Here is a 25813-nt window from a genome sequence, read left to right as displayed (position 1 = left end):
AATCCACTCAATTCCAGCTTGACTGGGGGTATCTTTGGGGTACATCAAGCCCAGATTAAAAAAGATACCCCCACACCATGCCCGCCGAAAAACCGCCACCCTTCCGCCAAAAGCTCAGCGATGCCTTCATACGTTCGCTAACCACATCAGGCAAGTACGCCGATGGCGACGTACCGGGTCTGTATCTACAGGTGCGTGCCTCACTTAAACCTGGCAAATCAGCCTCACGGTACTGGCGACTGAAATACCGTCTTCGCGGCAAGGAAAACGTGTTCGTGATCGGCAGGTATCCGGATGTGGGCTTGAAAGAAGCCCGTGAACTCGCCCGGGCAGCGCGCAATAGCGTGGCCAATCACATCGATCCACTCAAAGCAAAAAAGGCCAAGATCGAGGCGCAATGGCTCAACGAGGAACGTACATTCGCTTACGTGGCTGAAGAGTGGATGAATTTCAAATCTCCGGATTTGGTCAACAAGTCCATTGCAGGGTTTCGCGGTGCGCTGCGCAATCACATCTTGCCGGCCATCGGCGAAAAACCTGTCACAGAAATCAGACTTGAACACCTCACCTCGATCATCAGTACGCTGCGCCGTGCCCGCACGATGGCCATGGCCAAACGCGTGCGCACCATCATTCGCGCCGTGCTCGGCTTCGCTGAAGGCCGCGGCTGGGTAGAACGCAACGTGGCGCTGAGCAACATCGAGGAACTCAAAATCCGCCACGTGGTCACCAGCAATCCCGCGATCGAACGACCGGCCGACTTGGGTCAGTTCCTGTTGCGTCTGGATGAACTCGACGCGAGCAGCGTGACCACCGCAATGCGCCTGCTGGTGATGCTGCCGGTGCGCCCGGGCGAACTGGTGAAAATGCGCTGGGAGGATGTTGATCTGATCAGCGCCGACTGGCGTTACGTTGTCAGTAAAACTCGGTATCTGGACAAGAGCAAACACATCGTACCGCTGCCAGAGCAGGCACTCGTGCTGCTACGTGAACTGTACAAATGCCGGGTGGTGGATGAGGCCGGCAACGGCTGGGTGTTCGTCTCGCCGATCTATCCTGGCCGCCCAATCGACGCCACCTCTTTGGCCAAGTCCTACCAGCGGATCTGGCCGGAGTACGCCATTACTGCCCACGGCTTTCGCGCCACCTACCGCACCATAGCCCACGAGCATTTAGGGATCGATCCGATCGTGCTCGAGTTGTCACTTTCCCATCGCATGCCAGGAACGTTGGGCGCGGTATATGCGCGCGCACAGCTGCTGCCGCAGCGTCGGGAGGCCGCGCAGCAATGGACGGATTATTTGGATCGGTTACGTAAGAATGCAGCGCTGGCGATGCAGACTGACTGAATCAAACAAAGGAAGTGCTAACTTGTAAATCTAGGAAATAGAATCTGTGCTGTATGAACACACCAGGGTTTGTAACTACAACCTCCAGAACTCTTATTACAAGCAATCTAATTAACGACCAATAAGCCCAAAAAACCCTTAACCCCCCACAATTGCTAGAACCTGATAGTTAAATCTTATCCGACCTCACAAGATTAAACTCGAACTTATAATACGCTAAACGTAATAAATAATACAGTTTCATTTATACACCTCGCGAAGCGCCGTTTGCGCTCAGTTTTCTTGCGCAAAACACACCTGCCATCGCAGACCGCCTATTTATCTGCCTGGCTGCAACTGCGCTATGGTCCTGCGCTCAGTAAAGGCGTTCTAACGCCAAGAGTTGCCGTGCAGTTCATTGTCGAGCATTAGGCCCGCCCCAACGGCGCTGGCGGGTGAGCCATTCACTGCCAATTGAGGTTGATACCGCCCTGGTCGCCGCTGGCTACAAAGGCAAACCTGGTCAGCCATCGCCTCGCCGTCCTCGCCAAGTGGCATCGAATAGGTGGGCACCATCGCCCTTAATACAGGGACCAGGTAGATACCTTGCGGAACGCTTACCGATCCCCATCGGGATCGAGCGCTTGCGCGCCCGAGCGGCCAGAAAGTCCGCCACGTGATGACCAGCAACCCAACGATTGAACGCACCGCCGACTTCGGTCGGCTTCTGGAACCTGGACGACTGTCGCTTGGGCAGCGTGCCCGCCGCCATGCGCCAGCAAGCCCTCGTGCTGCTGTGCAAATTGCGCAAGAGCCACATCGTCGATGATAGCGGCGGCGGCAGGCTGTTCGTGTCGTCGGCATACCGGCCGACCGATCCACCCCGCTTCCAAATTCAAGTCCCTCCAGCGGATTTGACTGGAGTACAACATCACCGCTCACGGCTTTCACGCCACATACCGGACTATTACCACGAACACTTGGCCATCGACCCAATAGTCATTGAGCTGTCCTTGTCGCATTGCATTCCCGACCCCCTGAGCGTCCTGCCACCGCGACCAGAACGTCTGCGCGATAAGGAGAACTCTCACGGGATAGGTAGGCCTGCGCCGAGCAAAAGTCCTCTAATCAACCCGCAAACTCCCGAGGCGCTCGACCAATCGTCACCTCAATATTCTGCTTGCATGCCTGAAGCGCCTGCTGGAATTCCGCCACCCTAGTGGTTGCTCGTGAATTGGGGGCCACAATGGATACCGAGTAATGCCCAAGATATGTGTCCAATAGCACGGAGTAGGAGCACAGCCCTTCGATGTATTCGTCATGGTCGTCCGCCACACCACCGGACTTGATCGTCTTCAATTGTTCAAGCAAGGCCTCCCGCGCCACGCTTCTGGGCGTACACACAGGTAGAGGATCGGGCAACAAAGCTTGTTGCGCTTCTTCCGACAATTCGGCCAGTAATACCTTGCCGCCGGAAACGGCGGTCGCCGGGACATGAATACCAATGGGAAAGACGACGCGTAGTTCTCGTTCAGCAACAACACGATCCAGCACATAAATTTTTTCGCCAGACAGAGACAACAGGCAAGTCGACTCATACACCTGCTCCGAAAGCGCAATCAGGTGAGGCCTGACCAGGGAGATGATGTCCGTCTGCGCCTGAGTGATGAGCCGCCCGAATGCCGGCCCAAGACGAAACCCTCCACTGGGCCCCAGAGCCTCCACAAGGTGCTCCGCGCCCAACGCATTGATAATGCGTTGTACCGTCGAGCGCGGCAGATCGACGACCTGAGCGATGGCCGCAAGACTCAAGCCCTGCGGATGACTTCCCAAAGCCCGCATGATCGATGCAGCCCGCGCGATGACCTGTATACCGCCATGCCTGGCGCTGCTTTCTTCCGAATCGCTCATACCGTTTCCTTCTGATCCAGGCCACCGTGCCTGCTCATGATTGGCCACCACTCTAATGGCAAGTGAACGATCAGGCCAGCCGAGCGACTGATCTCTCTTGTCTCTGCATTTTCTGGGTGCAGGTCAGTCACGCATGGCATGAACGGCTGTTTCGCAAAAACCACATAGTGATACACTATTCTGCAATGCGGGCCATGCATTGTGATTCCCAAAAGATCAGTTCTACAACCAGGAGACGAACGGTGAGACTCGAGCGAGCTTTGCGTGCGAGACAGTTAATTCCGCTAGCAGCCATCTGGTTGCTGGTGGGTTGCGGTAAGCAGGAAACGGTGGAAAGCACTGCGGTGCCTCCCGAAGTTGGGGTCTATACCGTGAAGGCCCAAGCACTGACCCTGACCACGGACCTGCCCGGACGCACCTCGGCCTACCGAGTCTCCGAAGTGCGTCCTCAGGCCTCCGGCATTCTGCAGAAACGCATGTTCGTAGAGGGCGCAGAGGTGAAGCAGGGTGAGCAGTTGTACCAGATCGACCCGCGCACCTACGAGGCGCTGTTGGCCCGTGCCGAGGCGAGCCTGTTGACCGCGCAGAATCTCGCCCGCCGTTATGAGCGCCTGCTCGACACCAACGCGATCAGCCAGCAGCAGTACGACGACGCAATGGCCACCTGGAAGCAGGCGCAGGCCGAGGCCCAGATGGCGCGTATCAACATGCAGTACACCAAGGTGCTGGCACCGATTACCGGCCGCATCGGGCGTTCGGCCGTCACTGAAGGCGCACTGGTGACCAATGGGCAAGCGCAGGAGTTGGCCACCGTTACCCAACTCGATCCGATCTATGTTGACGTCAATCAGCCTATCACCAGGCTGCTGGGCCTCAAACGTGCCTTGGAGTCAGGACGCCTGCAGCGCGTTGGGGATAATCAGGCTCAAGTCAGCCTTACCCTCGATGACGGCACACCCTACCCGCTCAAAGGAGTACTCAAGTTCTCCGAGGTTAGCGTCGCCCCCTCCACCGGCTCGGTCACCCTGCGTGCCGAGTTCCCCAATCCTGATCACAAACTGCTACCGGGCATGTTCGTCCATGCACTGCTCAATGAGGGCGAGCAACAGGCAGCCATTCTGGTTCCCCATCAGGCCGTGGGCCGTGATGCGCGGGGAGTGCCTACCGTATGGGTGGTTAAGCCAGATAACACCGTGGAATCGCGTGAAGTGCAAACCTTGCAGACCGTAGGCAACGCCTGGTTACTAGGTGCGGGTATCAATGATGGCGAGCGGGTGATTACCGAGGGCGTCCAGCTGGCCCGCTCAGGTATCACGGTTAAGCCTGTTGCCGCCAAGAACGTCAAGCTGATGAGCGAATTCGGCTCACAGGTGCAAGCCCAGGCCCATTGAGGAGTTATTGATTCATGTCTCGCTTCTTCATTGACCGGCCAATATTCGCCTGGGTCTTAGCGATCATCGCAATGCTCGCCGGGGCACTGTCGCTGACCAAGATGCCGATCAGCCAGTATCCCAACATTGCTGCCCCCGCGGTTTCGATCCAGGTCGTCTACCCTGGGGCCTCGGCCAAGACCGTACAGGATACGGTGGTCCAGGTTATCGAGCAGCAACTCAACGGACTTGATGGTTTCCGTTACATGGCTGCGGAAAGTGCGTCCGATGGCAGCATGAATATCATCGTGACCTTCGAGCAAGGCACGAACCCAGATATTGCGCAGGTCCAGGTGCAGAACAAGCTGCAACTGGCCACTCCTCGTCTGCCCGAAGAGGTACAGCGCCAGGGACTGCGGGTGGTCAAGTACCAGATGAACTTCTTCATGGTCGTCGGTCTGGTGGACAAAACCGGCAAGATGACCAACTTCGACCTTGGCAACCTGATTGCCTCGCAGTTGCAGGATCCCATCTCACGGATCAACGGTGTGGGCGACTTCCTCTTGTTTGGCTCGCCCTACGCCATGCGTATCTGGCTTGATCCCGGCAAACTCAATAGTTATCAGCTGACCCCTGGTGATGTGGCCCAAGCTATCCGCGAGCAAAACGTGCAGGTCTCCTCTGGCCAGCTCGGCGGCCTGCCGACCCGCTCGGGTGTACAGCTAAACGCCACAGTAGTGGGCAAGACGCGCATGACCACCCCTGCCGAATTTGAGGAAATTCTCGTAAAGGTCAAGGCGGATGGTTCACAGGTGCGCGTCAAGGATCTTGGCCGCGTCGTCCTGGCTTCTGAAAACTTCGCGATTTCCGCCAAATACCGAGGTCAGGATTCAGCGGGCCTGGGCCTGCGTCTGGCCAGCGGTGGCAACCTGCTGGAGACGGTGAAAGCGGTCAAGGCAGAGCTTGAGAAACAGAAGGCCTACCTGCCAGAAGGCGTTGAAGTCATCTATCCATACGATACCTCGCCGGTAGTGGAAGCCTCGATCGACTCCGTGGTGCACACCATCCTAGAAGCCGTGGTCCTAGTGTTCCTGGTGATGTTCCTGTTCCTGCAGAGCCTACGTGCCACCATCATTCCAACCTTGGCAGTGCCGGTGGTCTTGCTGGCGGCGTTTGCATTGCTGCCGTACTTTGGTATCAGCATCAACGTACTGACCATGTATGCCATGGTGCTCGCGATCGGCCTGCTGGTGGATGATGCGATCGTAGTCGTGGAGAACGTCGAACGCCTGATGCATGACGAGGGGCTATCGCCTCTGGAGGCGACCCGCAAGTCGATGGGGCAGATCTCCGGGGCATTGGTCGGCATCGGTATGGTGCTCTCGGCAGTATTTGTGCCGATGGCATTCTTCGGCGGTTCCGCGGGCATCATCTACAAACAGTTCGCTGTCACCATCGTTATCTGCATGTCGCTGTCAGTATTGGTGGCGCTGATTTTCACGCCAGCGCTGTGCGCGACCATTCTCAAGGCACCAGAAAATGATGCTCACCACGAGAAGAAAGGCTTCTTCGGCTGGTTCAACCGTAGCTTTGACCGCAACAGCGCACGCTTCGAGCGGGGTGTGGGCGGCATACTCAAGCATCGCGGGCGCTACCTGCTGATCTTCGCACTGATCACCGCCGGTACTGGTTACCTGTTCACCCAAATTCCCAAGGCTTTCCTGCCAAGCGAAGACCAGGGGTTGATGATGACAGAGGTGCGCATGCCACTGAACGCATCCGCCGAGCGCACCGAGGTTGTTCTACAGGAGGTCAAGGACTACCTGCTCAAGGAGGAAGGGCAACTCGTCGACCACGTCATGACCGTCAACGGCTTCAACTTCGCCGGACGCGGACAGAACTCGGGCCTGGTGCTGGTGGTGCTCAAGGACTGGGCCGCCCGCCAGGCTGCCGGAGAGGACGTGCTCAGCGTGGCCGAGCGGGCCAACGCTCGCTTTGCCAGGATCAAGGACGCTACGGTTATGGCCTTCGTGCCACCCGCGGTCCTGGAAATGGGTAATGCGATGGGCTTCGACCTTTACTTGCAGGACAATTTGGGGCTTGGTCACGAATCACTCATGGCAGCGCGGAACCAGTTCCTGGAACTGGCTGCCGAGAACCCCAGTCTGCGTGCAGTACGCCCCAACGGCAAGGACGATGAACCGCAGTTTCAAGTCAAGATCGACGACGAGAAAGCGCGTGCGCTGCAAGTCAGCATCGCTTCGATCAACGACACCATGAGCGCTGCCTGGGGCTCGATGTATGTCAATGACTTCATTGACCTGGGTCGGGTCAAGCGTGTGTACATTCAGGGGGTGGACAGCTCGCGGATCGCTCCGGAAGATTTCGACAAATGGTACGTGCGCAATGCCTTGGGCGAGATGGTGCCGTTCTCCGCCTTCGCCACTGGCGAATGGATCCATGGCTCGCCAAAGCTTGAACGTTACGGCGGTATCTCGGCCGTGAATATCCTCGGTGAGCCTGCTCCTGGCTTCAGCACTGGCGACGCCATGATCGCGATCGCACAAATCATGCAGCAGCTACCATCCGGTATCGGCCTGAGCTACAACGGCCTGTCCTACGAGGAGATCCGAACAGGTGACCAGGCGCCAATGCTCTATGCCTTGACCGTCCTGATCGTGTTCCTGTGCCTAGCGGCGCTCTACGAAAGCTGGTCGGTACCGATGTCGGTGATACTCGTGGTCCCACTCGGTATCTTTGGTGCGGTGCTCGCCACCTTGTGGCGCGGCCTGGAAGCCGATGTGTACTTCCAGGTGGGCCTGATGACCACTGTCGGGTTGTCAGCGAAAAACGCGATCCTGATCATCGAGTTCGCCAAGGAACTGTACGAGAAAGAAGGCGTACCGCTGGTCAAGGCTGCCATCGAAGCGGCCAGGCTGCGTCTGCGTCCGATCATAATGACCTCTCTCGCTTTCACCTTTGGCGTACTGCCAATGGCCCGTGCCACCGGCGCAGGTGCAGGCAGTCAGCACTCGATTGCCACCGGCGTGGTAGGCGGCATGATCACCGCCACGGTACTTGCCGTGTTCTTCGTACCTTTGTTCTATGTAGTGGTTGTGAAAGTGTTCGAACGCAACAAGAAACCAGCTGCGCTCGCGGAAGAAGAATTGGCATGAAGACTCACTATCTTTCGATCGCACTGAGCGTAGCGCTAAGCGGCTGTAGTCTCATCCCTGACTACCAGCGCCCGCCTGCCCCCATCCAAGCCGGCTGGCCCCAGGGCGAAGCCTACGCCAAGCTCAAGGCAGGTACTCATCGTCCCTCTCAGACGCGCGATGCAGAGCTGAATTGGCAAGTATTCTTTCGCGATCCAGTCATGCGCGAACTGATCGCCACAGCCCTGAACAACAACCGTGACCTGCGCCAGACCGCACTCAACGTCGAGGCCTACCGCGCCCTGCACAGGATCGAGCGGTCTGCTCTGCTCCCGAGGGCCAATACCGGTGTTGGCGCTACGCGCCAGCGCTTGCCCGCCGATCTATCCCCCACAGGTGAGGCCGGTATCCAGAGTCAGTACGATACGACGCTGAGCATGTCCTACGAGCTGGATATGTTCGGTCGCCTGCGCAGCCTTGAACGTGCGGCATTGCAAGAATACCTAGCCGCCGCCGAAACCCAGCGCAGCATGCAGATCGCGTTGATCGCAGATGTCGCCATCGCCTATCTGAGCTGGCGCAGCGACCAGGCTCAACTCGATCTGGCGCGCTCGACGCTCGCCAGCTACGAGAACAGCCTGAACCTGATCAAGTCGAGTCGCGAGGTCGGTACTGCCTCGGCACTCGATGTACGCCAGGCACGCAGCCTTGTGGAAACCGCACGCGTGCAACAGACGCTGTATACCCGCCAGGTCGCGCAGGACATGAATGCCCTGCAATTGCTGCTCGGTACCAAGCTGCCGGCCGACTTGCCAATCAGCGACGTCCTCGACCAACCGCTGGCCGCACTCTCCACCGGCCTTCCGGCCGATCTGCTGTTGCACCGTCCAGACATCCGCGCTGCCGAACACCGACTGCTAGCCGCCAACGCCAATATCGGCGCGGCGCGGGCGGCCTTTTTCCCTAGCATCACGCTGACCGCAGCGGCTGGCACGGCCAGCCATGAATTGGATGGTTTGTTCGAGGGAGGCTCGGGGCTGTGGGCCTTCATGCCGCGGATCAATCTGCCGATCTTCACCGCAGGGCGCCTGCGCGGCAACCTCGACTACCGCAATGTCATCAAGGACATCAACGTAGCCGAGTACGAGAAAAGCATCCAGACCGCCTTCCGCGAGGTAGCCGATGGCCTGGCAGCGCGCGGCACTTTTGGCGAACAACTGCAGGCCCAGCGCGACTTGGTCGATAACAACCAAGCTTACTACAAATTGGCCTATCAACGCTACGACGAGGGCGTGGACAATTATCTGGCGGTGCTCGATGCACAGCGTGAGCTGTTCGCCGCACAACAACAGTTCCTTTCGGACCGCCTCAATCAGCTCAGCAGCGAGGTGAGACTGTTCAAGGCCCTGGGTGGTGGCTGGGATAACATTTCCTCCCAGCCACTTACCGCTCAGAACTGAGCAAAACAGGCCGCGTCTCTAGGACGCGGCCCTTCATCGCAACAGTGGAAACCACAGTCAGACCATAAGGAATGCTTTTTTGGAGACCCGTATTATCCGGGTCTCCGTCCACGGCAATTTCGGCGATCTGCTCAATTACCAGAATATCAAGAAATCGATCATGGAGGCCAAGTTCATGTCGCCGGGCCACATGCTATACACCACCAAGCAAGCGTTCGACGCCATCCACGACAACTTCCGCAAAAAGGATTTTTGAGCCTGAACGTGAAGGAGATAAGCAATCCAACATTTGGTTGACCACGAAACCATGCCAGAGTAGCCACTCTGGCATGGTATTGGCCTATTCTTCATGGCATGCTTTTCACATGCCATGAAGAACTACGACTATTCCAGGCTATCCTTGAGCCGCTCAGTTACTCGAACCAGATCCTGGATTGAAGATACTTTCATTTTCCTCATGATATTATGGCGGTGCACTTTCACTGTTGCTTCCGATATATCAAGCTCTAGAGCCGTCTGCTTGTTTAGATATCCTCGCAAGACGAACTTAAGCACCTGTTGCTCGCGTTTGCTGAGGCTTTCGTAATTCTCTTTAAGCTCGCTGACTCGGGGAGCGTTTGATCTCTGCTGGGGCGCCAACTTCAGCGCGGCGCGAATAGCGCCAAGCAGCTCCTCTTCTCGAAAAGGTTTAGTGAAGAAGTCTACCGCACCCGCCTTGATCGCTTTGACTGCCATCGGAATATCACCGTGGCCGCTGATAAAAATAATGGGGATTTGCTCGCCAAGCTCTTTCAGTTGTCGTTGCACATCCAACCCGCTCATCTCGGGCATACGGACATCCAAAATTAGACAGCCACAGGCAGAGCGATTGACATCGTTCAGGAATACGCTAGCGGATGAAAAACACTCGACACTCAGGCCGATTGAACGCACCAAGCTGCTCAGTGCTTCCAGTACTGCATTGTCGTCATCGAGGATATAGATAACAGATGCCCGATCACTCATGTGCCGGAGCCCTGTCTGGCAGGGATACTTACCAGGAAACAAGCACCCCCAGCGGGCGGGCACTCAACCCATATTTTACCGTTATGCACTTCCGTGATTGTAAGACAGATTGCCAATCCCATACCAAGCCCTTCTTTTTTTGTGGTGTAGAATGCGTTGAACAACTGCGCCATCTGCCTCTCTGAAATACCTGGACCTGTATCTTTCACTGAGATAACAAGCGCATCACCTGTATCATTGCCTGAGAATGACAGGGTTAGCTGCCTGGTTTCACAGTCGGCTTGGCTGATCGCTTCAATAGCGTTCATAGCCAGATTTATTATCAACTGCTGGATCTGTACACCATCCCCCCATATCTCAGGGAGTTCATCATCCGCAACAACATCCAAATTGACACTGTTATTCTGACTAGGGGCCTTAAGTATCAGGCTTGTATCAGTTACCAGTGCTTTTAGATCAATCGGTTTCAGCACCGTTTCTTGACGCTTCAGGAAGGAGCGTACCATACGGATAATTTCTGCAGCGCGGTCGGAATCTCGGATAATGCGAGCCAGTGCCTCTTTAGCCTCTGGGATGTTAGATGGCTCATTACCTAACCAACGTGTGCCAGCATTGGCATTGGTCATGATCGCCGAGAGCGGTTGGTTTATCTCGTGTGCAATATAGGCTGCAAATTCACCCATCGTAGCTGATCGGGAAACGTACACAAGTTGTTGCTGCAATTGGTTAAGATTTTCCTGTGCTTGTTTCTTCTCAGTGATGTCATCGATGATCTGCAGTATAACTGGAGATTCACCGACACGTTGAGGCATCAGCGAGACACTCGCATTGGCCCAAATCGTAGAACCATTTTTGCATAGATAGGAGCGCTCCACACTGTATTCCGCTCCCCCACCCTGAAGCAAATTGGCCAGACGCTGCTTTATCTGTGGGCTTTCGTCAGATGGAGTCAATTGCTCCATGGAAAGTCCCTCCAAATCCTTTTCCCCATATCCGGTAATGCGTTGAAATGCAGGATTGGCGTTGAGTATTCGGTTTTCCGGGTCGGTCAGTACAATACCGGCCGCAGAGTTTTCATACACTGCTTTCCAACGCGCTTCCGAGGCGGATAATGCGATGTTACTCTGCTGAAGACGATGGCGACTTTTGATCAGACGGTGAGTAAGTATCGCAATATCATCCCCCTGATCGGAAAGCTCCTTACGCAACGCATCGCCTGCCACCTTCATGGATACCAGATTGCTTACACGCGCTCGTAGCTCATGAGCAGAAAATGGCTTAAGAAGAAAGTCCTGCACCGACTCGGAGAGCAATTTCACACGCAGTTCTGCGTCTGACTTGGCCGACAGCACCATGATCGGGATATGTGAAAGTTCATTTTTCTTACGCACTTGGTGAACCAGCATATCGCCGCTCATAACAGGCATCATCAGGTCTGTAATCAACAGGTCTGGCGGCATGTTTGACATCAACTCCAATGCCTTTGCACCGTCGGGTGCAACATAAACTTGATAGTCGCTACTGAGACAGTCCTTTATAAAACCACGCATATCAGGGTTATCTTCAACGATTAGCACCCGAGGCTGGTCGGATTGAAATGGAAGCACCTCGGCTTCATTTTCCGCATTGGGCGCCAGCAAAAGGTACTCATCCGTATCCACGACCTGAGGATTATCTCTTCGCGGCGCGGTGTTACTCGCAACATAAGCACCTTCAGGAGCATTCAGCGGCAGCTTTACCTGAAAAAGCGCCCCCCCGCCCGGGGCATCACTTACAGAAATTGTTCCACGGTGCAATTCAACGAATTCTTTCACAATGGAAAGCCCCAAGCCTGTACCCCGCGTAGCTTGTTGACCTTCCTGGCTTAGCTGGTGGAAACGTTCAAATATTTCTTTACGCAGTGCAGGAGGAATACCCGGCCCGCTATCAGATACAGTAACCAAGGCATAATTTGGTCGACTCAAACTAAGACAGCAACGGATAAGCCCCCCGTCAGGGGTGAATTTAAACGCATTGGAAAGCAAGTTAAGGATAATGCGTTCGTATTTCTCACAATCCACCTCAGCGACCATCTGTACAGGCAGTTTTGTATCGAACGTTATTGATTTTTGCTGGGCTATTCCTTCAAAATTCGAGCTAATAGTACGGGTGAGCTGACTAAGATTGGCTCGCCGATAGGAAAGCCCCATCTGCCGGGCGTCCATTTTCGCCAAGTCAAGCAGCGTGTTAACCTGTTTCAACAGGATCATTGCATTACGCTGAATGACCTCAAACTGCTTCCAATACGGCGATTCACGCCCAGCCTCTGCCGCCATAACGGCTTCCAGTGGCCCTAGAATCAAAGACAGCGGAGTGCGCAACTCATGGCTCACCTTGGCAAAGAAATCACTCTTCGCATTATCGAGTTTTCGGATACACTCAACCGACTGCTCCAATTCCTGGTTCTTCAACGCCAGCATGGCCTCGGCTTTCTTCTTATCGGTAATATTGCGCCCTTCCGCAAGAAGGTAAACAATGCTCCCTTCTTCATTGCAAATTGGCAGCAATGAAAAATCGACGGCTATTACCTCTCTTCCACCTGATTTTCCAAGAATCTCAACATCACAGCGAACAAATTCACCGGATGATGCAGTTTCAACAAGTCGCTTTTGGGTCGCCTCGGTTTTTTTTGAAATTTGCCACCAACGCGCCTTCCAGAATGGCTTCCCTCGTATTTCTTCCAGAGTAATCCCGGCCCCCTCCAATGCGACCTGGTTCACTTCAAGCACATTTCCATGAGCATCAAGAAGGCCCACAAACTCGTAGAGCCCATCAAATATGATGCGTGCATATTCTTCACACGTCAGCTCTTCAGATCCTTTCTCCTTGAGGCAGATATTATAATAATTATTTTTCGATCTATTTTGAGGCTTTTTTCTATCCAAGGAGCTCATCTTTAATGACTCACAAGATTCTGACGGATTCATTATAGATCATACGCCCTCGTATCATCCTGAGAATACTTTTTTGATGAGCAACTACGGACGACCTGAAATAGTACTGGGCTCGTTTCTCGAGGGGGCGGTGAACGCGAAATAGGCAAGCCAATGGAGCTACGCTACATTGGCTTCGGGCTGATGCGTATCAATAGTGATGTGATGCTCCGTTCAGTTCGCCTCGCTGGATACCGGCTCGGAACGGATACGCTCGTGCTCCTGCTGCTTGAGCAGATCGAGTGCCACGTCAATGATCATGTCTTCCTGGCCGCCAACCATCCGCCGACGTCCGAGTTCGACAAGAATATCCACCGTCTTGAGCCCATATTTACTGGCCGCCATCTCGCTATGGCGCAGGAAGCTGCTGTAAACGCCCGCATACCCCAGGGCCAGCGTCTCGCGGTCCACGCGCACAGGGCGGTCCTGCAGCGGGCGCACCAAGTCGTCGGCCGCGTCCATTAGCTTGTACAGGTCGGTGCCGTGGTTCCATCCCATGCGCTCGGCCGCGGCAATGAACACCTCCAACGGTGCGTTGCCAGCGCCAGCGCCCATGCCGGCGAGGCTCGCGTCCACGCGGTCGCAGCCGTTCTCTACAGCAACGATGCTGTTGGCCACACCCAGGCTCAGGTTGTGGTGAGCATGCATTCCTGTTTGCGTCTCGGGCTTGAGCACGTCCTTGAAGGCGCGGAAGCGGTCACGCACGTCGTTCATGCTCAGCGCGCCACCGGAATCGACCACGTAACAGACAGTAGCACCGTAGCTTTCCATCAGCTTGGCCTGCTGGGCCAGGTGCTGCGGTGTAGTCATGTGGCTCATCATCAGGAAGCCTACGGCCTCCATGCCCAAATGGCGCGCGTACTCGATGTGTTGCCTGGAGATGTCGGCCTCGGTGCAGTGCGTAGCGACACGCACCACGCGCACGCCGGCCTCATAGACTGCCTTGAGGTCATGCACAGTACCGATGCCGGGCAAAAGCAGCGTGGCGATCTTCGCATGCTTGACCACGCTCGCGGCTGCTTCAATCCACTCCAGATCCGTATGCGCGCCAAAGCCGTAGTTGAAGCTGCCTCCCTGCAGGCCATCGCCGTGGGCAACCTCGATGGAGTCGACCTTGGCGTCATCTAGCGCCCGGGCAATCTGCTTTACCTGCTCCACCGTGTACTGGTGGCGGATCGCGTGGCTGCCGTCGCGCAGCGTCACATCAGAGATGTAGAGTTTCTGTTGAGTCATGGCTATGTCCTCAGGCGACCAGGGAGGCGAGCAAACGCTCAGCCAACTTCTCGGCGGTGCGCAGCGCGGCACTGGTCATGATGTCCAGGTTGCCGGCATAAGCTGGCAGGTAGTGTGCAGCGCCCTCGACTTCCAGGAAGATCGAAGTCTTGAGCCCGTTCATGCGGTCTCCGACGCCAGGAATGCGGATCGGACAATCGGCCTCGATGCGGTCGAACTGCACGCGCTGCTTCAGGCGATAGCCGGGTACGTATGCCTGCACTGCGTCGGCCATGCGCTGCACCGACTCTTCGATCTGGTCGATGTCAGCGAAGTCGCTCAGCGTGTAAACCGTATCTCGCATCATCAGCGGCGGCTCGGCCGGGTTCAGGACGATGATCGCCTTGCCCTTCGCCGCCCCGCCAACCACCTCGATGGCCTTGGACGTGGTCTCGGTGAACTCATCGATGTTGGCGCGCGTGCCGGGGCCGGCGCTCTTGCTGGAGATGCTGGCGATGATTTCGGCGTAATGCACCTTGGCTACGCGCGATACCGCAGCCACCATGGGGATGGTGGCCTGGCCGCCACAGGTGACCATATTGACGTTCGTCGCATCCAGGTGGTCGTCACCATTGACCACCGGGATGCAATAGGGGCCGATCGCGGCGGGTGTCAGGTCGATCATGCGCAGTCCTGGCTTGCGCTCACGCAGTAGGGCCTCGTTCTTCACATGCGCACCAGCACTAGTAGCGTCGAACACGACGTCGATCTCATTGAACACCGGCAGGCGCGTCAGCCCCTCGACACCTTCATGAGTGATAGCCACCCCCATGCGTTGGGCGCGTGCCAGACCGTCAGAAGCGGGGTCGATGCCGACCATCGCTCCCATTTCAATGTGTTGACCATGCCTGAGTATCTTGATCATCAGGTCGGTGCCGATATTACCGCTACCAATGATGGCAGCCTTGACTTTGCGGGTCATGGTGATACTCCTTGAATCAGTAGGCCATCGCGTCCGGTTGCATAACCGGCAGCTGTTCACGCAAGGCCCGGAAGGTTGCGACAGTGGATGGGATCGTTTTTACGGGCTTATGCCTTTGCAAAAGCGGCGGTCACCGATCCAAGCCCGGCTATCCGCACATCGAATACATCTCCTCCTGCCACTGGCACCATGGGGCCCAGCGCACCGGAAAGCACCGTGTCGCCAGTGCGCAACGGACGGCCCGCTCGAGCCATGACCCTGGCCAACCAAAGGACTGCGTTGAGAGGCGCTCCAAGGCAGGCGGCCCCTACCCCGGAAGACACCGGTATGCCTTGCCGCTCCATCACCATGCCTGCCTGGCGCGAGTCAAAATCGCACAAGCGCTTCGGCGTGGAGCCCAGCACATACAGGCCAGACGAAGCATTGTCAGCAATGGTGTCCGTGATACGGATATCCCAATTGGTTATCCGCGAACCCACGATCTCGATCGCCGGAACGGCGAACTCGATGGCGCGAAAGAGGTCGGCCACCGTCAATTGATCGCCATCGAGGTCACGTCCCAGGACAAAGGCGATCTCGGCTTCGACTTTAGGTTGGAGCACGTCATCAAGGGCGATTTCCTCCCCCTCGGTACGCGCCATGTCTGCGAACAACATGCCATAGTCGGGCTGTTCCACTCCGAGCTGCTTCTGTACAGCGACAGAGGTCAGCCCAATCTTGCGTCCAACCAGGCGCCGCCCGGCAACCAATGCTCTCTGTGTATTAACCTCCTGTACTGCATAGGCTGCCTCCAAATCCGTCTCGCCGATCAGATTGCGCACCGGCACCACGGCCACACCGGACCGGGTGGCTTCGTACAGCAGGTCGGCAGCTTTACGCACGGCACCTGTCCGCGCGGTATCTAGTTCGCTCATGCTGATATCTCTCCTCGATTAACACCTTCCAGGATTTTTGCGTGTGCTGCCCTGCCGTCCAGCACGTTCTGGCATATGGGCATGCAGGTAGAAGCAGGACTAGCACCGCCAGGCTGGCCGGTCAGGCGGGCGCCTGGAACTTGTGTCCCCAGATGCTGATACGGTCGTAGCGCACCACCGACCAGTGGCGGGTCACCTCACGTGCGCCCCAGCCGTACTCGACCGCGAAGCCCGAGGGCGTGGCACCGTAGAACGAAATCATGTGGTCGTTCGTGTGTCGACCAAGTGACATAACGACCGCACGCTCCGCATCAAATTTGTCGTATGCCAGGCCCACGTCATCCATGCCATTAGCTTGCAGCATGAAGTGATGGAGCCGCTTCGATCCCGGCAACTTGGCAAAGGCGAAGGAGTGGTGACGGCCATTGCAGTACAGGAAGTAGAGGGTCACGGATAACCCGTCACCAATGGTCCAGTCGATGACATCGGCAAGCTGAAAGCCCAATGCCTTGGTATAGAAGGCGAGCGCTGCGTCCACATCTGCGACGCTCAACACATAGTGACCTAAGCCCTGGTCTCCAGTTTGAAATCCAGAAACACCGGTGGGCGAAGCGAATGGTCGCTCGAACAGTTCGGTGGCACCGTAGTAGATCTCGACGCGATTGCCGAACGGATCGGTGCATGAAATCAACCCAAGCACACCGCGTTTGGCAATCAGCTCCCCTCCTTCGACCTTGACGGTAACGCCGTGGGCCTGCAGGCTTTCCTTGACCTCCTGTAGCCCCTGTTCACTATCCACCTCGAAACCGGCAAACAGGTAGTCGTCTGCGGGGCCTCTGCTGACCGACAGTCGCCAGGCACGTGAGTCGATTCGAAACGTCGCCTCCGTCTCGCTGGCTGAGGCTTCCATCATCCCCAGCCTGGTAGTGGCGAAGGTACGCCATGAACGCACATCTGCGACTTCGAAGCCGAGGTAGCCCAATCTTTGAATGCTCATGACACTTCTCCTGTCTCAACCGAAGTGCTTGTCGAGCTGTGCGCCTAGGCTGGCTTCGAACAAGCCACGCACGCCCATGCCGCCATCGAAGTTCAACACGCTACCGGTGAGCGGAACCGTGTCGCCGCGCGTCGCGAAGAAGACATAGGCGCCGGCGTATTCCTCGGCAGTGGCGGCCCGCCCGGTCGGAAGAACGGATTTCAGCATGTCGTCCAATGGAAAGGTCGAAATGCTCTTGTCTTGTAAATCAAGGCTCTTCAGCCCGCGCAGATCGCTCCCCAAAATGCCACCGGGGGCGATGCCGTTGACGCGGATACGCGGCCCCCATTCGTGCGCGAGCTGCTTGATCAATCCAATCACGGCATGTTTGCCAGCTGTATACAGAACACCGCCACCGCCCGGGTAGAAACCGGCATTCGACACAGTGAATATCGCGCTGCCTTTGCTCTGATAAAGCGCAGGTAGCGCAGCCTTTGCCGCCAGGATGTAGCCCTTGACATTGACCTCGAACATTTCCTCGAATGCCTCCGATATGAGGTCGTCGGGAATATCCACCAGTTGGGTCAGGTAGTCCCAAACGCCAGCATTGCCAACCAGGCAGTCCAGCTTGCCGAACGCTTCGACGCAGCGGGCCACAGCCTCACGATGGCTGTCGAGCGAGCGAACATCCCCCTCCACGCCCACGATTGCATCGCCATGGAGTTTCCTGAGCGCTTCCAGGCCTGCCGCGGATTTATCCAGCACCGCGACACGCGCACCTTCCGCGACATAACGATCCACGATCGCTCTGCCCAGGCCTGCGCCACCGCCTGTCACCAAGGCCACTTCGCCTTCAAGTCTCACGTTAGGTCTCCTTCATTCGCACGAACAAAATCGCGCATACTGTTTGAAAGATCTGCCAGCCGTGCTGGCTCGATTGCCGCGCGGGCTTCTACCAATCGGGTTGCAAGCGCGAAGTCACGGGGTGCATCGACCGCGACGACCGCCTGAATCCTTCGCTCCTGCAGGCGGAACAACAGGGCAGCGCCACTACCGGGCATGCCGCGCGAGACGAAATCACCAGGTCCTTCGATATCGCCCGCCATCTGCATGCGATGCCCAGCGATCTCCGTCCAGGACACGGGCAGTTGCGGTGCCGATACGTTTTTCCCCAGAATGGCCGCAGCCACCGCGGCGGCTTGGCGCTGCGCGTTCATATAGGTTTCGAGCGAACGCCGGCCGCCGGCGCGCAGCGGCCAACTGGCCACATCTCCGACGGCGAATACGCCTTTGGCAAGCGTCGCACCGCAGTGATCGACAATGACGCCGCGGTCACATGCCAAGCCCGCTTGACGCGCAAGTTGATCCGCGGGCTCCGCGCCGACGCAAATGAGTGCGCTATCGGCTACGAAGCTGCGCCCATCGCTGGCCATGACTTGTTCGAGCTGGCCCTCACCAGAAAAACCTACGACACCCGTTCCCAACTCGACCTGCACACCAAGTTCTGTCAGCAGGCCGCGCAGCCAGGCACCGATACGCCGCCCAAGTACTCGGACCAGCAGTTCATCACCTGCCTCCAGGATCGTGACCGACAGGCCGAGCTTGCGCGCCGTCGTCGCGACCTCGCAGCCGATCAATCCGCCACCCACAATCAGCAGCCGCGTCGCGGAAGTCCAACTATCGCGCAATACCTGCACGTCACCGTAGGTGCGCAGCGTTACGACGCCGGGCAGTTGGCTGCCGGGCAACGCCATCGTCCGCGCTCGACTGCCCGTCGCGATGACGATGGCGTCCGCAGAGAGCGTGGTGCCATCATCCAGACTGATCGTCCTTGTCTGCACATCAAGGGCAGTGACTTCCGGGCCGGTCAGCATGTCGATGCGGGCCTCGCCGTACCAATCGGCCTCGGCCAGTATGGGCGGCCGCTCAAGGCTGCCGTCGAGAACCGCCTTGGACAAGGATGGTCGGTCATAGGGGAGATGCGGTTCGTCCCCAATCAGCGAGATTCTCCCCTCGAAGCCCTCGGCACGTAGGGCCTGCGCGGTCGTGAAGCCACCCACGCCATTGCCGATGATCGCCACATGGGTAGCCATCACTTCAACTCCCCGTTGTCGAGATCGACGTGCACTTCATCGCCTTCGACCTTGATTGGGAATACCTTGATAGGTTTGCAAGCAGGCAGCGCCTTCACCTTCCCGGTCCGCACGCAGAACTTGCCGAAATGCAACGTGCATTCGACAATATCACCGTCCAGGTAACCATCCGACAACGCCCAGTCCCCATGCGTGCAGGTATCCTGCACCGCGAAGAACTCGCCATCGACGTTGCAGACCATCACAGGTTCCGGGCCGCCTTCGTAGCGCTGCATCTCACCGGGTGGCAGGTCACCCTGCCGCAATATGTATGTCCAAGTCATGACATCACCTAGAAGAAGAAACTGAGGTTATTGGCCAGGATGGTGCTCTGGTCGATCAGGATGGTCCGATTGACGATCTCGAACCCGGCCTCGCTCGTGTTACGGCGCAACGTATCGCGACGCTCACCGGCAAAGATGTCGAGCTGCCGCTCCAGACGATTGCGGTACACAATGAAGGCGCTTGAGATTTCGTACTCCCCTTCTGCCTCTGCGCCGACGATCATCACGTTGCTCACGAGATGCCGGGTCCGCGATGCGGGGTTCTCGGACCAGCTCACGTCGGACGTGATCTTGCGCAAGCGTCCCTTCATCATCGTGGCGTCGTCATCGAAGTGCGCGTACTCTCGGGAGCCTGAGTATTCAAGGCGCGAGTCCCGCATGATCCGCGTGGTGCGAATGGGCATGAAGTAGTGAATGTCTTCCGCGAGCAGCGCGAACCACTCCTCGAAGCGGCGATCGTTGAGAAGCTTGGCCTCCCAATAGTAGAACTGCTCGACTTCGTGCTGCAGTTCGGGCGCTACGGGTGCCGGCTTGCGGAGAAAGACGTCGGCTCTGTTGGCTGAATCAATCATGGTCGTTCCTTGTAGATTTCAAATGGACAAGGTCCACCGCATCCAACCTGGGTCGAAGTCAAATGCGGCCTCTGGCCGGCGCCACTGCGTGGCGCAAGCTGTCTCTGGATTCAGCGTGTCGCCTTCAGCGCGTCCCAGTCGGGGGATGTCATCATCCGCAGCCAATGGGCATAGAGCCCGCGGGCAGCTTCCTCGCTGTAGACGTTGTTGCTGATCCGCCCGGGGTAAACCGGGTCGTTGTCGACGGTCTGGTCCATGCTCATCTCGGCATTGAAAGGGCGGCTCCGCGCCTTGTGGCCTCGCAGGATGTGCTGGATCTCGACCCAGTTCTCCCCGTCGTCCTGCTCGAACACGCCACCGGCAGAGAAGGTGCGCAGCGTCTGGCGCCGGAACTCTTCCTTGATATCGTCAGGAGCATCAGCATCGACCACCGTAAACGCCCATACCTCGACCTCGTTCGGCCCGCGCGGATGCCATGTCCGGACCGTATTGATACCTGGGAGGAAGGAACACGTGGGGAAGACGGTCATGTGCTCGACCATGAGTTTCGAGCCGCGCTCCACGCTACCCAGACGTTCGGCCGCCTTTTCCGACGCGGGGCCTTCGGTCCAGTAGCTGGTGACCTTTGGCCCCATGATGGCAAGCATCAGATTGGGGTCGCCGACATAGAAGCCACTTCCATGTCCGCCCCATGACGCACGGTACTGCTTGCCAACTGTCGGCGGAGCAAGGTCGGCCATTTCAAGGTCTTCTGGCAGGCCTGCCAGGATGCCAGACAGATGCGAGGTCGTCCCGGCATGGTACATGTCGCTGCAAAACTGCTCTGCGGCGAATTTCCAGTTACAGGGAATGACCCACTTCTGCACGCCCGGGATCGCTTCGGTGCCGGCCTCGGTGCGGTCGAGCATGTGGTCCATGTAGAACTTCGCCTCGCCCAGATACGTGTCGAGGTCTACAGCGTTCTCATCCCAGTTGGCGAAAATCAGGCCCTTGTAGGTTTCTACCCGGGCCTTCAGCGGGCTCCATTCCTTCTTGTTCAGGCACGCGAAGGATTCGGCCTCGTAAGGCACATTGACAAGATTGCCGGCGGTGTCGTAAGCCCACCCGTGGTAGCTGCAAGTGAACGCCTTCGCGTTTCCGGCATCCGCGCGGCAGATGCGCATGCCACGGTGGCGGCACTGGTTCAGGAACACGGCAATGCTGGCGTCTTTCTGCCGGACGACCACGACAGGGTCTTCACCCATGTAGGTCGTGATGTAATCGCCCGGCTTGCGAATCTGGGTTTCATGCCCCAACAGCAGCCAGGACCGGGCGAAGACACGCTCCAGTTCGAGTTGGTACAGATCCTCATCGGTATAAATGCGCGGATCGATACGTCCGGCATGCTCGTCAAAGAGCGCTTCTATCTCGCTGGTGTTCCAGCTCCTGCGCAGCCTGATAGGTGATGTGTCGGTCTGATTCATTGTCTTCTCACTTTTCAAGGTAGTGGATGGCGGGTACTTGGCAGGCAATTGCCGATGACGTGCTTTCAGAACGGATGGTCATTCCCGTTTTTGCGATCAGTCCTCCGCGGCAAGAAAATCGTTGACCAAGCGGATAAAGCCCCGGTTTTGCTCGATCTGCACCCAATGGCCACACCTGCCAAAGACATGTAACTGGGAGGGTTCGATCAGCTGGTTCAGCCGCAACGAGGTTTCGAGGGGAATCACGCGATCGTCGCGGCCATGCAGGATCAGCGTTTCATGCCGGATGTCCCGGATGTCCTGATCGGAACTGGCCAGCGCATCTACCCAGCGCTGCCGCGGAGCAGGGAACATGGAAGCGAAGGCCTCCTGAAAACCGGGCCGGGTGCTCGCCTTGTAGCGCAGTTCCGCCAGTTCGTCGGAAACGAGACTTCGGTCGTAGGCGAAGTAGTCCATGACCTTGCGCATGTTCGGCACGGACGGCTCATAACCCCAAACTGCATCCAGTCCATCCGTGAGCTCGAAGCTCACGCCAACGGCACCCATCAGCACCAGGCGGCGAACCCGATGCGGAAATCGGATAGCAAAGGCCAGAGACAAGGCACCGCCGAACGAATTCCCCACGAGATCGACACGGTCGAGTTCCAGGGCATCAAGGATCCCAGCCAGATGTGCAACCCAGGACTCGACGCCGTAGTGAATCCCGTGCGGCCGCTGTGTGAAACCGAAGCCCACCATGTCCGGCGCAATGACGCGGCGATGCCTGGATAACTCAGGCATGACCGTCCTCCAGTTCGCCCAGGCGGTCACACCTGGGCCTGAACCATGAACGAGTACCACAGGGTTGCCGGCGCCAACATCATGGAGATTGGTCTCGATTCCACCAGCCAGCACCATGCGGCCGATCTCTGCGTTTACATTCGTCATCACTTACGCTCCGTGCCCTTGGGATTTAAAAATTTTTGCTATAGGAAACCACTGCATTTATTTGACTGTGGCTTTGCCGCAACATCTCGGTGCCTGCCAAGTACGATGGCGTCTGCACGCGCTCTCTCAGGCCAAAAGAAATTGCCAAATTGATCCTGGAGTCCTTGTCAAAGTCATACTCGCCACCGAAAGTAACGTGCCGCTTCAAATAAGCAGGAATCACTGGCAATATCAGTTCGCTGTCTAGCGCCTGTTGTGCATAGCTATATCCAGCACGAAGCGTTAAATCATTGTTATATTTGTAAGCAGTGCCGATTGAGGCCACCGTTATATCCTGATAGCGGTGTGGCAATGCGACATCGATCCCGCCCAACTGCGAGATGAAAGCCACATTCATGCTATCCATTACATCACCCCAGTAGGCACGCTTGATATCAGCAGCAACTACCCAACGCTCATTGAACTGATGAGCGAGGCCAAGCGTCAGACTGGCGGGCATCTCAAAGTTTTTTACACGGATATCGCCATCCAATGGAAGCACCGCTCCATCACCACTGATAGCAGAAAGTGTCGCCTTCCCCTCGAGATCGCCCACCGAAGTCTTGAAGTTGTACATCGCACCTAGGACAGTGTTATCCGTGAGTTTGTAGGTAAGTCCCAAGCGCCCGCCCCAACCGACCGCATCCACGGCGCCACCAGCGGTACTGTTGCGACTTAGACTGAAATGGGCGGCACCACCTGTCCCGACGAATCCAGCCAGCGAGGGAACTAAACCGCCTGAAAGATTCCCCTGCGCAGTCAGGGCTCCCACCTGAGATGATGGAAGTAGAAGTTCAAGGTTGAGTGAAGTCCAGACCAGATCGACACTAGCGCCGAAGGTGAGCTTTGATGTGGCTTGATAACTAAAGCCAATAGGAGCGCGCAATACGATCAGACGGCTGGAATTATCAAAGCTGGTCTGGATTCCGTTTTCTGTCTGTGATAGAAAACTTTTACTTCCATACTCTGTACCCAACCCGCTACTGACAAACAATCCAGCACCGAAACGCCAGTCATCCAACTGAGCAACATAGCTCAATTGTGGACCCACATAGGGGCCTCGATTATTGGATCTCGTGCTGCTTTTTGCCTCTGCTCCGTGGCTGTCGTGAACCTTGATATCGGTAGTCACCACGTCCAGCCCGAGCTCAAACTGATTTCCGTCCGGAGCAAAACTCAATGTAGCGGGATTACTAATCAGCGCAGCATTACCGGTATAATACGATGAACTGGTGCCACCCATGGCACGAGAGATCGCTCCATAACCTTCCAGGTCGAAAACCTGTGTAGCATGCACACTGAAAGCATATCCACTCAAAGGCAGTGCGAGCACGCTGGCAATCTTCATAATTACAATCCTTCCACATCTTATTTTTTTTATAAAGTGAAGTAGGCAAACACCGCCTTACAGCACGCACAGTATTACAATCACGCCCTGGGAAATATTGTTTTTTGGCTTATGGGTTTATATGGCTATCGCAACTTAGAAAACCAAAGTTTAACTGTGATAAACGATGGTTTATGCCGCTTCTGATGGATATGCACCCAAACCTAAGCACTTTGCGGCTTTCGAACAGGCTGGTCGTATAGCGGGGGCTTACGCGCAAGCCCCGTCGCCGCCACGGCAGTTTCCCTCAGGTCCACGAGCAGGTTGATAACCTGATGTCGATGAAAACCTCAGACCTGAACATGCTGGTGGCGCTCAATGCGTTGATCGAGGAGCGTTCTGTCACGGGAGCCACGCGGCGCCTGCACCTGAGCTCCCCGGTGATGAGCCGGCCCCTCGCGCGCCTGCGCGAAACCCTGGACGACCCGATTCTGGTCCGTGCCTATCGGAGCATGGTGCCGACGCCAAAGGCCCTGCAGATGCAGGAGCAGGTGCGCGGCATCGTCGAGCTGGCCGAGGGCTACTTTGCCCAGCGCCAGGGCTTCGACCTTGACCGCCTAAGCAGGACGTTCAAATGATCTGTTCGTGGGTGCGTATGGCGTGAGGCTCGCCGAGATCCTGAAGAAGCATTCGCCGGATTCCGTACTGCGGTTCGTCCCGGAAAGCGACATCGACCTGAACGCCATGGCGGCAGGGCCGAAAACTCGCCCCTTCACCCTACCTGTCGCAACTGACGATGTAAGGCCTGGCACCTGCGGGGCGACCATGACGAGGCCCATCGCTGGCTCAGGCGGGTGTTGAAAGAGTTGACGTCGAACGCATGACTGCTAGAGCACGCCGTTGAGCGCTCCGCGGCACAGGCTGTCGACGCTGTTGCCCAAGGCGTCCCGGGCTTGCAGGTCAGCACCTGCCGCAGTTCGCCACACTTGAACAGCCCGCGTACATGGCCACGATCTGGCTGCTGGCGTTGCGTTATTCGGGGTTGTAGCGGACACCGGGCAATGCGCCGTCGCCCTTGAGGATCGCCTCCATCAGCACCGTACGTGTTACCACGCTGGTCCTGAGCGCAGGGATCCCCCACCGCCGCAAGCAACTGCTCCACCGTCTGGTCCTGGTCATGCTAAGCGGTAAGGATCAGGCCAGTGTAGCCCTTGGCGTCCTGCACGTTGAGGTCAAAGCCGGCCTGGATGAATTGTGCGAGCATGGCCTGATCGCCCTGGCGTGCCGCTTCGAAATACTAATCGCTCAGGCGTTGCTCGACCGGCAGTTCGTCCTCAGCGTGAGCCGTTATGGCCAACAGGCCCAGCACGGCCGCGAGCATCAATCTGTACATGACAGCCTCATAGAGAAAAATGACCAGACTGTGGAAGCCAGTCCTAGACACCGCGGTGCCTGGTACCGGCAAGGCCGGCTGCTACCGGGCTAATCCTGCCGCTTCGCCGCCAGCTGCTGGACGCGCTTCAGATCGGCCTTGGCCAAGAGCTCACAGCAGATACTCATCTGCCCTCCCAGGCGCGCGATGCAACACTGAGATGGCAAGTATTCTTTCGTAATCCAGACTGATCGCCACGGCCCTGAGCAGCAAGCGCGACCTGAGCTAGACGGCACTCAACATTCGAGACCTGCTGTGCCCTGCACAGAATCAAGCGGCCTGCCCTGTTCCCGAAGGTCGATGCAGGTATCGGCGTTAAGCGTCAACACTTACCTGCCGATCTACCTTCCAC

General features: G+C 57.1%; 21 protein-coding genes. 7 read left to right on the top strand and 14 right to left on the bottom strand.

Annotated features, from left to right (window positions below):
- Positions 1 to 77: 77 nt before the first annotated feature.
- Entirely contained in the window at positions 78 to 1349 is a 1272-nt protein-coding gene (locus R6G97_RS05640; RefSeq protein ID WP_014861300.1) for a tyrosine-type recombinase/integrase, read from the top strand.
- A gap of 1107 nt (positions 1350 to 2456) precedes the next feature.
- Here R6G97_RS05640 and ttgT read toward each other — a convergent pair.
- Positions 2457 to 3239 carry an efflux transport transcriptional regulator TtgT gene (ttgT, locus tag R6G97_RS05635; protein WP_012052586.1) on the bottom strand — a complete coding sequence of 261 codons (783 nt, stop codon included), beginning with the start codon at positions 3237 to 3239 and terminating at the stop codon, positions 2457 to 2459.
- 242 nt (positions 3240 to 3481) lie between these two features.
- On the opposite strand from ttgT, the gene ttgD reads away from it, so the two are divergent.
- The 4 genes from ttgD (at position 3482) to R6G97_RS05615 (ending at position 9480) form a co-directional block, all read left to right on the top strand.
- Complete coding sequence (gene ttgD / locus R6G97_RS05630) at positions 3482 to 4630, top strand: toluene efflux RND transporter periplasmic adaptor subunit TtgD (RefSeq protein WP_024086925.1); 1149 nt, start codon at positions 3482 to 3484, stop codon at positions 4628 to 4630.
- A 14-nt stretch (positions 4631 to 4644) separates the two neighbouring features.
- Positions 4645 to 7785, top strand: a complete 3141-nt coding sequence (ttgE, locus tag R6G97_RS05625; protein WP_012052588.1) for a multidrug efflux RND transporter permease subunit TtgE — start codon at positions 4645 to 4647, stop codon at positions 7783 to 7785.
- On the top strand, positions 7782 to 9224 hold the full coding sequence (locus R6G97_RS05620; RefSeq protein ID WP_012052589.1) for an efflux transporter outer membrane subunit: 1443 nt from the start codon (positions 7782 to 7784) through the stop codon (positions 9222 to 9224). Before ttgE ends, R6G97_RS05620 begins: the two co-directional genes overlap by 4 nt.
- A gap of 79 nt (positions 9225 to 9303) precedes the next feature.
- Positions 9304 to 9480, top strand: a complete 177-nt coding sequence (locus R6G97_RS05615; RefSeq protein WP_012052590.1) for a hypothetical protein — start codon at positions 9304 to 9306, stop codon at positions 9478 to 9480.
- A gap of 128 nt (positions 9481 to 9608) precedes the next feature.
- Here R6G97_RS05615 and R6G97_RS05610 read toward each other — a convergent pair whose 3' ends face one another.
- From R6G97_RS05610 to R6G97_RS05550, 13 genes are all read right to left on the bottom strand, one after another.
- Positions 9609 to 10229, bottom strand: a complete 621-nt coding sequence (locus R6G97_RS05610) for a response regulator transcription factor (RefSeq protein WP_012052591.1) — start codon at positions 10227 to 10229, stop codon at positions 9609 to 9611.
- Positions 10226 to 13153: an ATP-binding protein gene (locus tag R6G97_RS05605; RefSeq protein ID WP_317847874.1), complete on the bottom strand. Its 2928-nt coding sequence runs from the start codon at positions 13151 to 13153 to the stop codon at positions 10226 to 10228. The genes R6G97_RS05610 and R6G97_RS05605 overlap by 4 nt, the downstream gene beginning before the upstream one ends.
- A 222-nt stretch (positions 13154 to 13375) precedes the next feature.
- Positions 13376 to 14434 carry a 4-hydroxy-2-oxovalerate aldolase gene (gene dmpG / locus R6G97_RS05600; protein WP_012052593.1) on the bottom strand — a complete coding sequence of 353 codons (1059 nt, stop codon included), beginning with the start codon at positions 14432 to 14434 and terminating at the stop codon, positions 13376 to 13378.
- 10 nt (positions 14435 to 14444) lie between these two features.
- The gene (locus tag R6G97_RS05595) at positions 14445 to 15395 is read right to left on the bottom strand and encodes an acetaldehyde dehydrogenase (acetylating) (protein WP_012052594.1); all 951 of its coding nucleotides are present in this window, start codon (positions 15393 to 15395) and stop codon (positions 14445 to 14447) included.
- A gap of 107 nt (positions 15396 to 15502) precedes the next feature.
- A complete protein-coding gene (gene todJ / locus R6G97_RS05590) occupies positions 15503 to 16309 on the bottom strand; it encodes a toluene degradation hydratase TodJ (protein ID WP_012052595.1) in 807 nt (268 codons plus the stop codon).
- Positions 16310 to 16430: 121 nt separating this feature from the next.
- A complete protein-coding gene (bphC, locus tag R6G97_RS05585) occupies positions 16431 to 17306 on the bottom strand; it encodes a biphenyl-2,3-diol 1,2-dioxygenase (RefSeq protein ID WP_012052596.1) in 876 nt (291 codons plus the stop codon).
- Between the two features lie 15 nt (positions 17307 to 17321).
- Positions 17322 to 18149 (bottom strand): cis-2,3-dihydrobiphenyl-2,3-diol dehydrogenase, encoded by an 828-nt coding sequence (gene bphB / locus R6G97_RS05580; protein WP_012052597.1) that lies wholly within the window; start codon positions 18147 to 18149, stop codon positions 17322 to 17324.
- Positions 18146 to 19378, bottom strand: a complete 1233-nt coding sequence (locus R6G97_RS05575) for an NAD(P)/FAD-dependent oxidoreductase (protein ID WP_012052598.1) — start codon at positions 19376 to 19378, stop codon at positions 18146 to 18148. The genes bphB and R6G97_RS05575 overlap by 4 nt, the downstream gene beginning before the upstream one ends.
- The gene (locus tag R6G97_RS05570; RefSeq protein WP_012052599.1) at positions 19378 to 19701 is read right to left on the bottom strand and encodes a non-heme iron oxygenase ferredoxin subunit; all 324 of its coding nucleotides are present in this window, start codon (positions 19699 to 19701) and stop codon (positions 19378 to 19380) included. The genes R6G97_RS05575 and R6G97_RS05570 overlap by 1 nt, the downstream gene beginning before the upstream one ends.
- A gap of 8 nt (positions 19702 to 19709) precedes the next feature.
- On the bottom strand, positions 19710 to 20273 hold the full coding sequence (locus R6G97_RS05565) for an aromatic-ring-hydroxylating dioxygenase subunit beta (protein ID WP_012052600.1): 564 nt from the start codon (positions 20271 to 20273) through the stop codon (positions 19710 to 19712).
- A 110-nt stretch (positions 20274 to 20383) separates the two neighbouring features.
- The gene (locus R6G97_RS05560; RefSeq protein ID WP_012052601.1) at positions 20384 to 21736 is read right to left on the bottom strand and encodes an aromatic ring-hydroxylating dioxygenase subunit alpha; all 1353 of its coding nucleotides are present in this window, start codon (positions 21734 to 21736) and stop codon (positions 20384 to 20386) included.
- 96 nt (positions 21737 to 21832) lie between these two features.
- A complete protein-coding gene (gene todF, locus R6G97_RS05555) occupies positions 21833 to 22663 on the bottom strand; it encodes a 2-hydroxy-6-oxo-2,4-heptadienoate hydrolase (RefSeq protein ID WP_012052602.1) in 831 nt (276 codons plus the stop codon).
- Between the two features lie 25 nt (positions 22664 to 22688).
- On the bottom strand, positions 22689 to 24050 hold the full coding sequence (locus R6G97_RS05550) for an OmpP1/FadL family transporter (RefSeq protein ID WP_012052603.1): 1362 nt from the start codon (positions 24048 to 24050) through the stop codon (positions 22689 to 22691).
- Between the two features lie 314 nt (positions 24051 to 24364).
- Between R6G97_RS05550 and R6G97_RS05545 the strand changes: the two genes are divergently transcribed.
- On the top strand, positions 24365 to 24667 hold the full coding sequence (locus tag R6G97_RS05545) for a LysR family transcriptional regulator (RefSeq protein WP_012052604.1): 303 nt from the start codon (positions 24365 to 24367) through the stop codon (positions 24665 to 24667).
- Between the two features lie 437 nt (positions 24668 to 25104).
- Entirely contained in the window at positions 25105 to 25515 is a 411-nt protein-coding gene (locus R6G97_RS24895) for a hypothetical protein (protein ID WP_024086922.1), read from the top strand.
- Positions 25516 to 25813 lie beyond the last annotated feature (298 nt).

Source organism: Pseudomonas sp. HTZ2, assembly GCF_033173945.1.
Taxonomy (GTDB): domain Bacteria; phylum Pseudomonadota; class Gammaproteobacteria; order Pseudomonadales; family Pseudomonadaceae; genus Aquipseudomonas; species Aquipseudomonas guariconensis.
Note: the sequence above shows the minus strand (reverse complement) of the source record. Positions and strands in the feature narration are given on the sequence as shown.

Bases quoted from the DNA above. Each gene is read 5' to 3' on its own strand.
- R6G97_RS05640 (WP_014861300.1), top strand. From the start codon at position 78: ATGCCCGCCGAAAAACCGCCACCCTTCCGCCAAAAGCTCAGCGATGCC.
- ttgT (WP_012052586.1), bottom strand. From the start codon at position 3,239: ATGAGCGATTCGGAAGAAAGCAGCGCCAGGCATGGCGGTATACAGGTC.
- ttgE (WP_012052588.1), top strand. From the start codon at position 4,645: ATGTCTCGCTTCTTCATTGACCGGCCAATATTCGCCTGGGTCTTAGCG.
- R6G97_RS05620 (WP_012052589.1), top strand. From the start codon at position 7,782: ATGAAGACTCACTATCTTTCGATCGCACTGAGCGTAGCGCTAAGCGGC.
- R6G97_RS05610 (WP_012052591.1), bottom strand. From the start codon at position 10,229: ATGAGTGATCGGGCATCTGTTATCTATATCCTCGATGACGACAATGCA.
- dmpG (WP_012052593.1), bottom strand. From the start codon at position 14,434: ATGACTCAACAGAAACTCTACATCTCTGATGTGACGCTGCGCGACGGC.
- R6G97_RS05595 (WP_012052594.1), bottom strand. From the start codon at position 15,395: ATGACCCGCAAAGTCAAGGCTGCCATCATTGGTAGCGGTAATATCGGC.
- todJ (WP_012052595.1), bottom strand. From the start codon at position 16,309: ATGAGCGAACTAGATACCGCGCGGACAGGTGCCGTGCGTAAAGCTGCC.
- bphC (WP_012052596.1), bottom strand. From the start codon at position 17,306: ATGAGCATTCAAAGATTGGGCTACCTCGGCTTCGAAGTCGCAGATGTG.
- R6G97_RS05575 (WP_012052598.1), bottom strand. From the start codon at position 19,378: ATGGCTACCCATGTGGCGATCATCGGCAATGGCGTGGGTGGCTTCACG.
- R6G97_RS05570 (WP_012052599.1), bottom strand. From the start codon at position 19,701: ATGACTTGGACATACATATTGCGGCAGGGTGACCTGCCACCCGGTGAG.
- R6G97_RS05565 (WP_012052600.1), bottom strand. From the start codon at position 20,273: ATGATTGATTCAGCCAACAGAGCCGACGTCTTTCTCCGCAAGCCGGCA.
- R6G97_RS05560 (WP_012052601.1), bottom strand. From the start codon at position 21,736: ATGAATCAGACCGACACATCACCTATCAGGCTGCGCAGGAGCTGGAAC.
- todF (WP_012052602.1), bottom strand. From the start codon at position 22,663: ATGACGAATGTAAACGCAGAGATCGGCCGCATGGTGCTGGCTGGTGGA.
- R6G97_RS05550 (WP_012052603.1), bottom strand. From the start codon at position 24,050: ATGAAGATTGCCAGCGTGCTCGCACTGCCTTTGAGTGGATATGCTTTC.
- R6G97_RS05545 (WP_012052604.1), top strand. From the start codon at position 24,365: ATGTCGATGAAAACCTCAGACCTGAACATGCTGGTGGCGCTCAATGCG.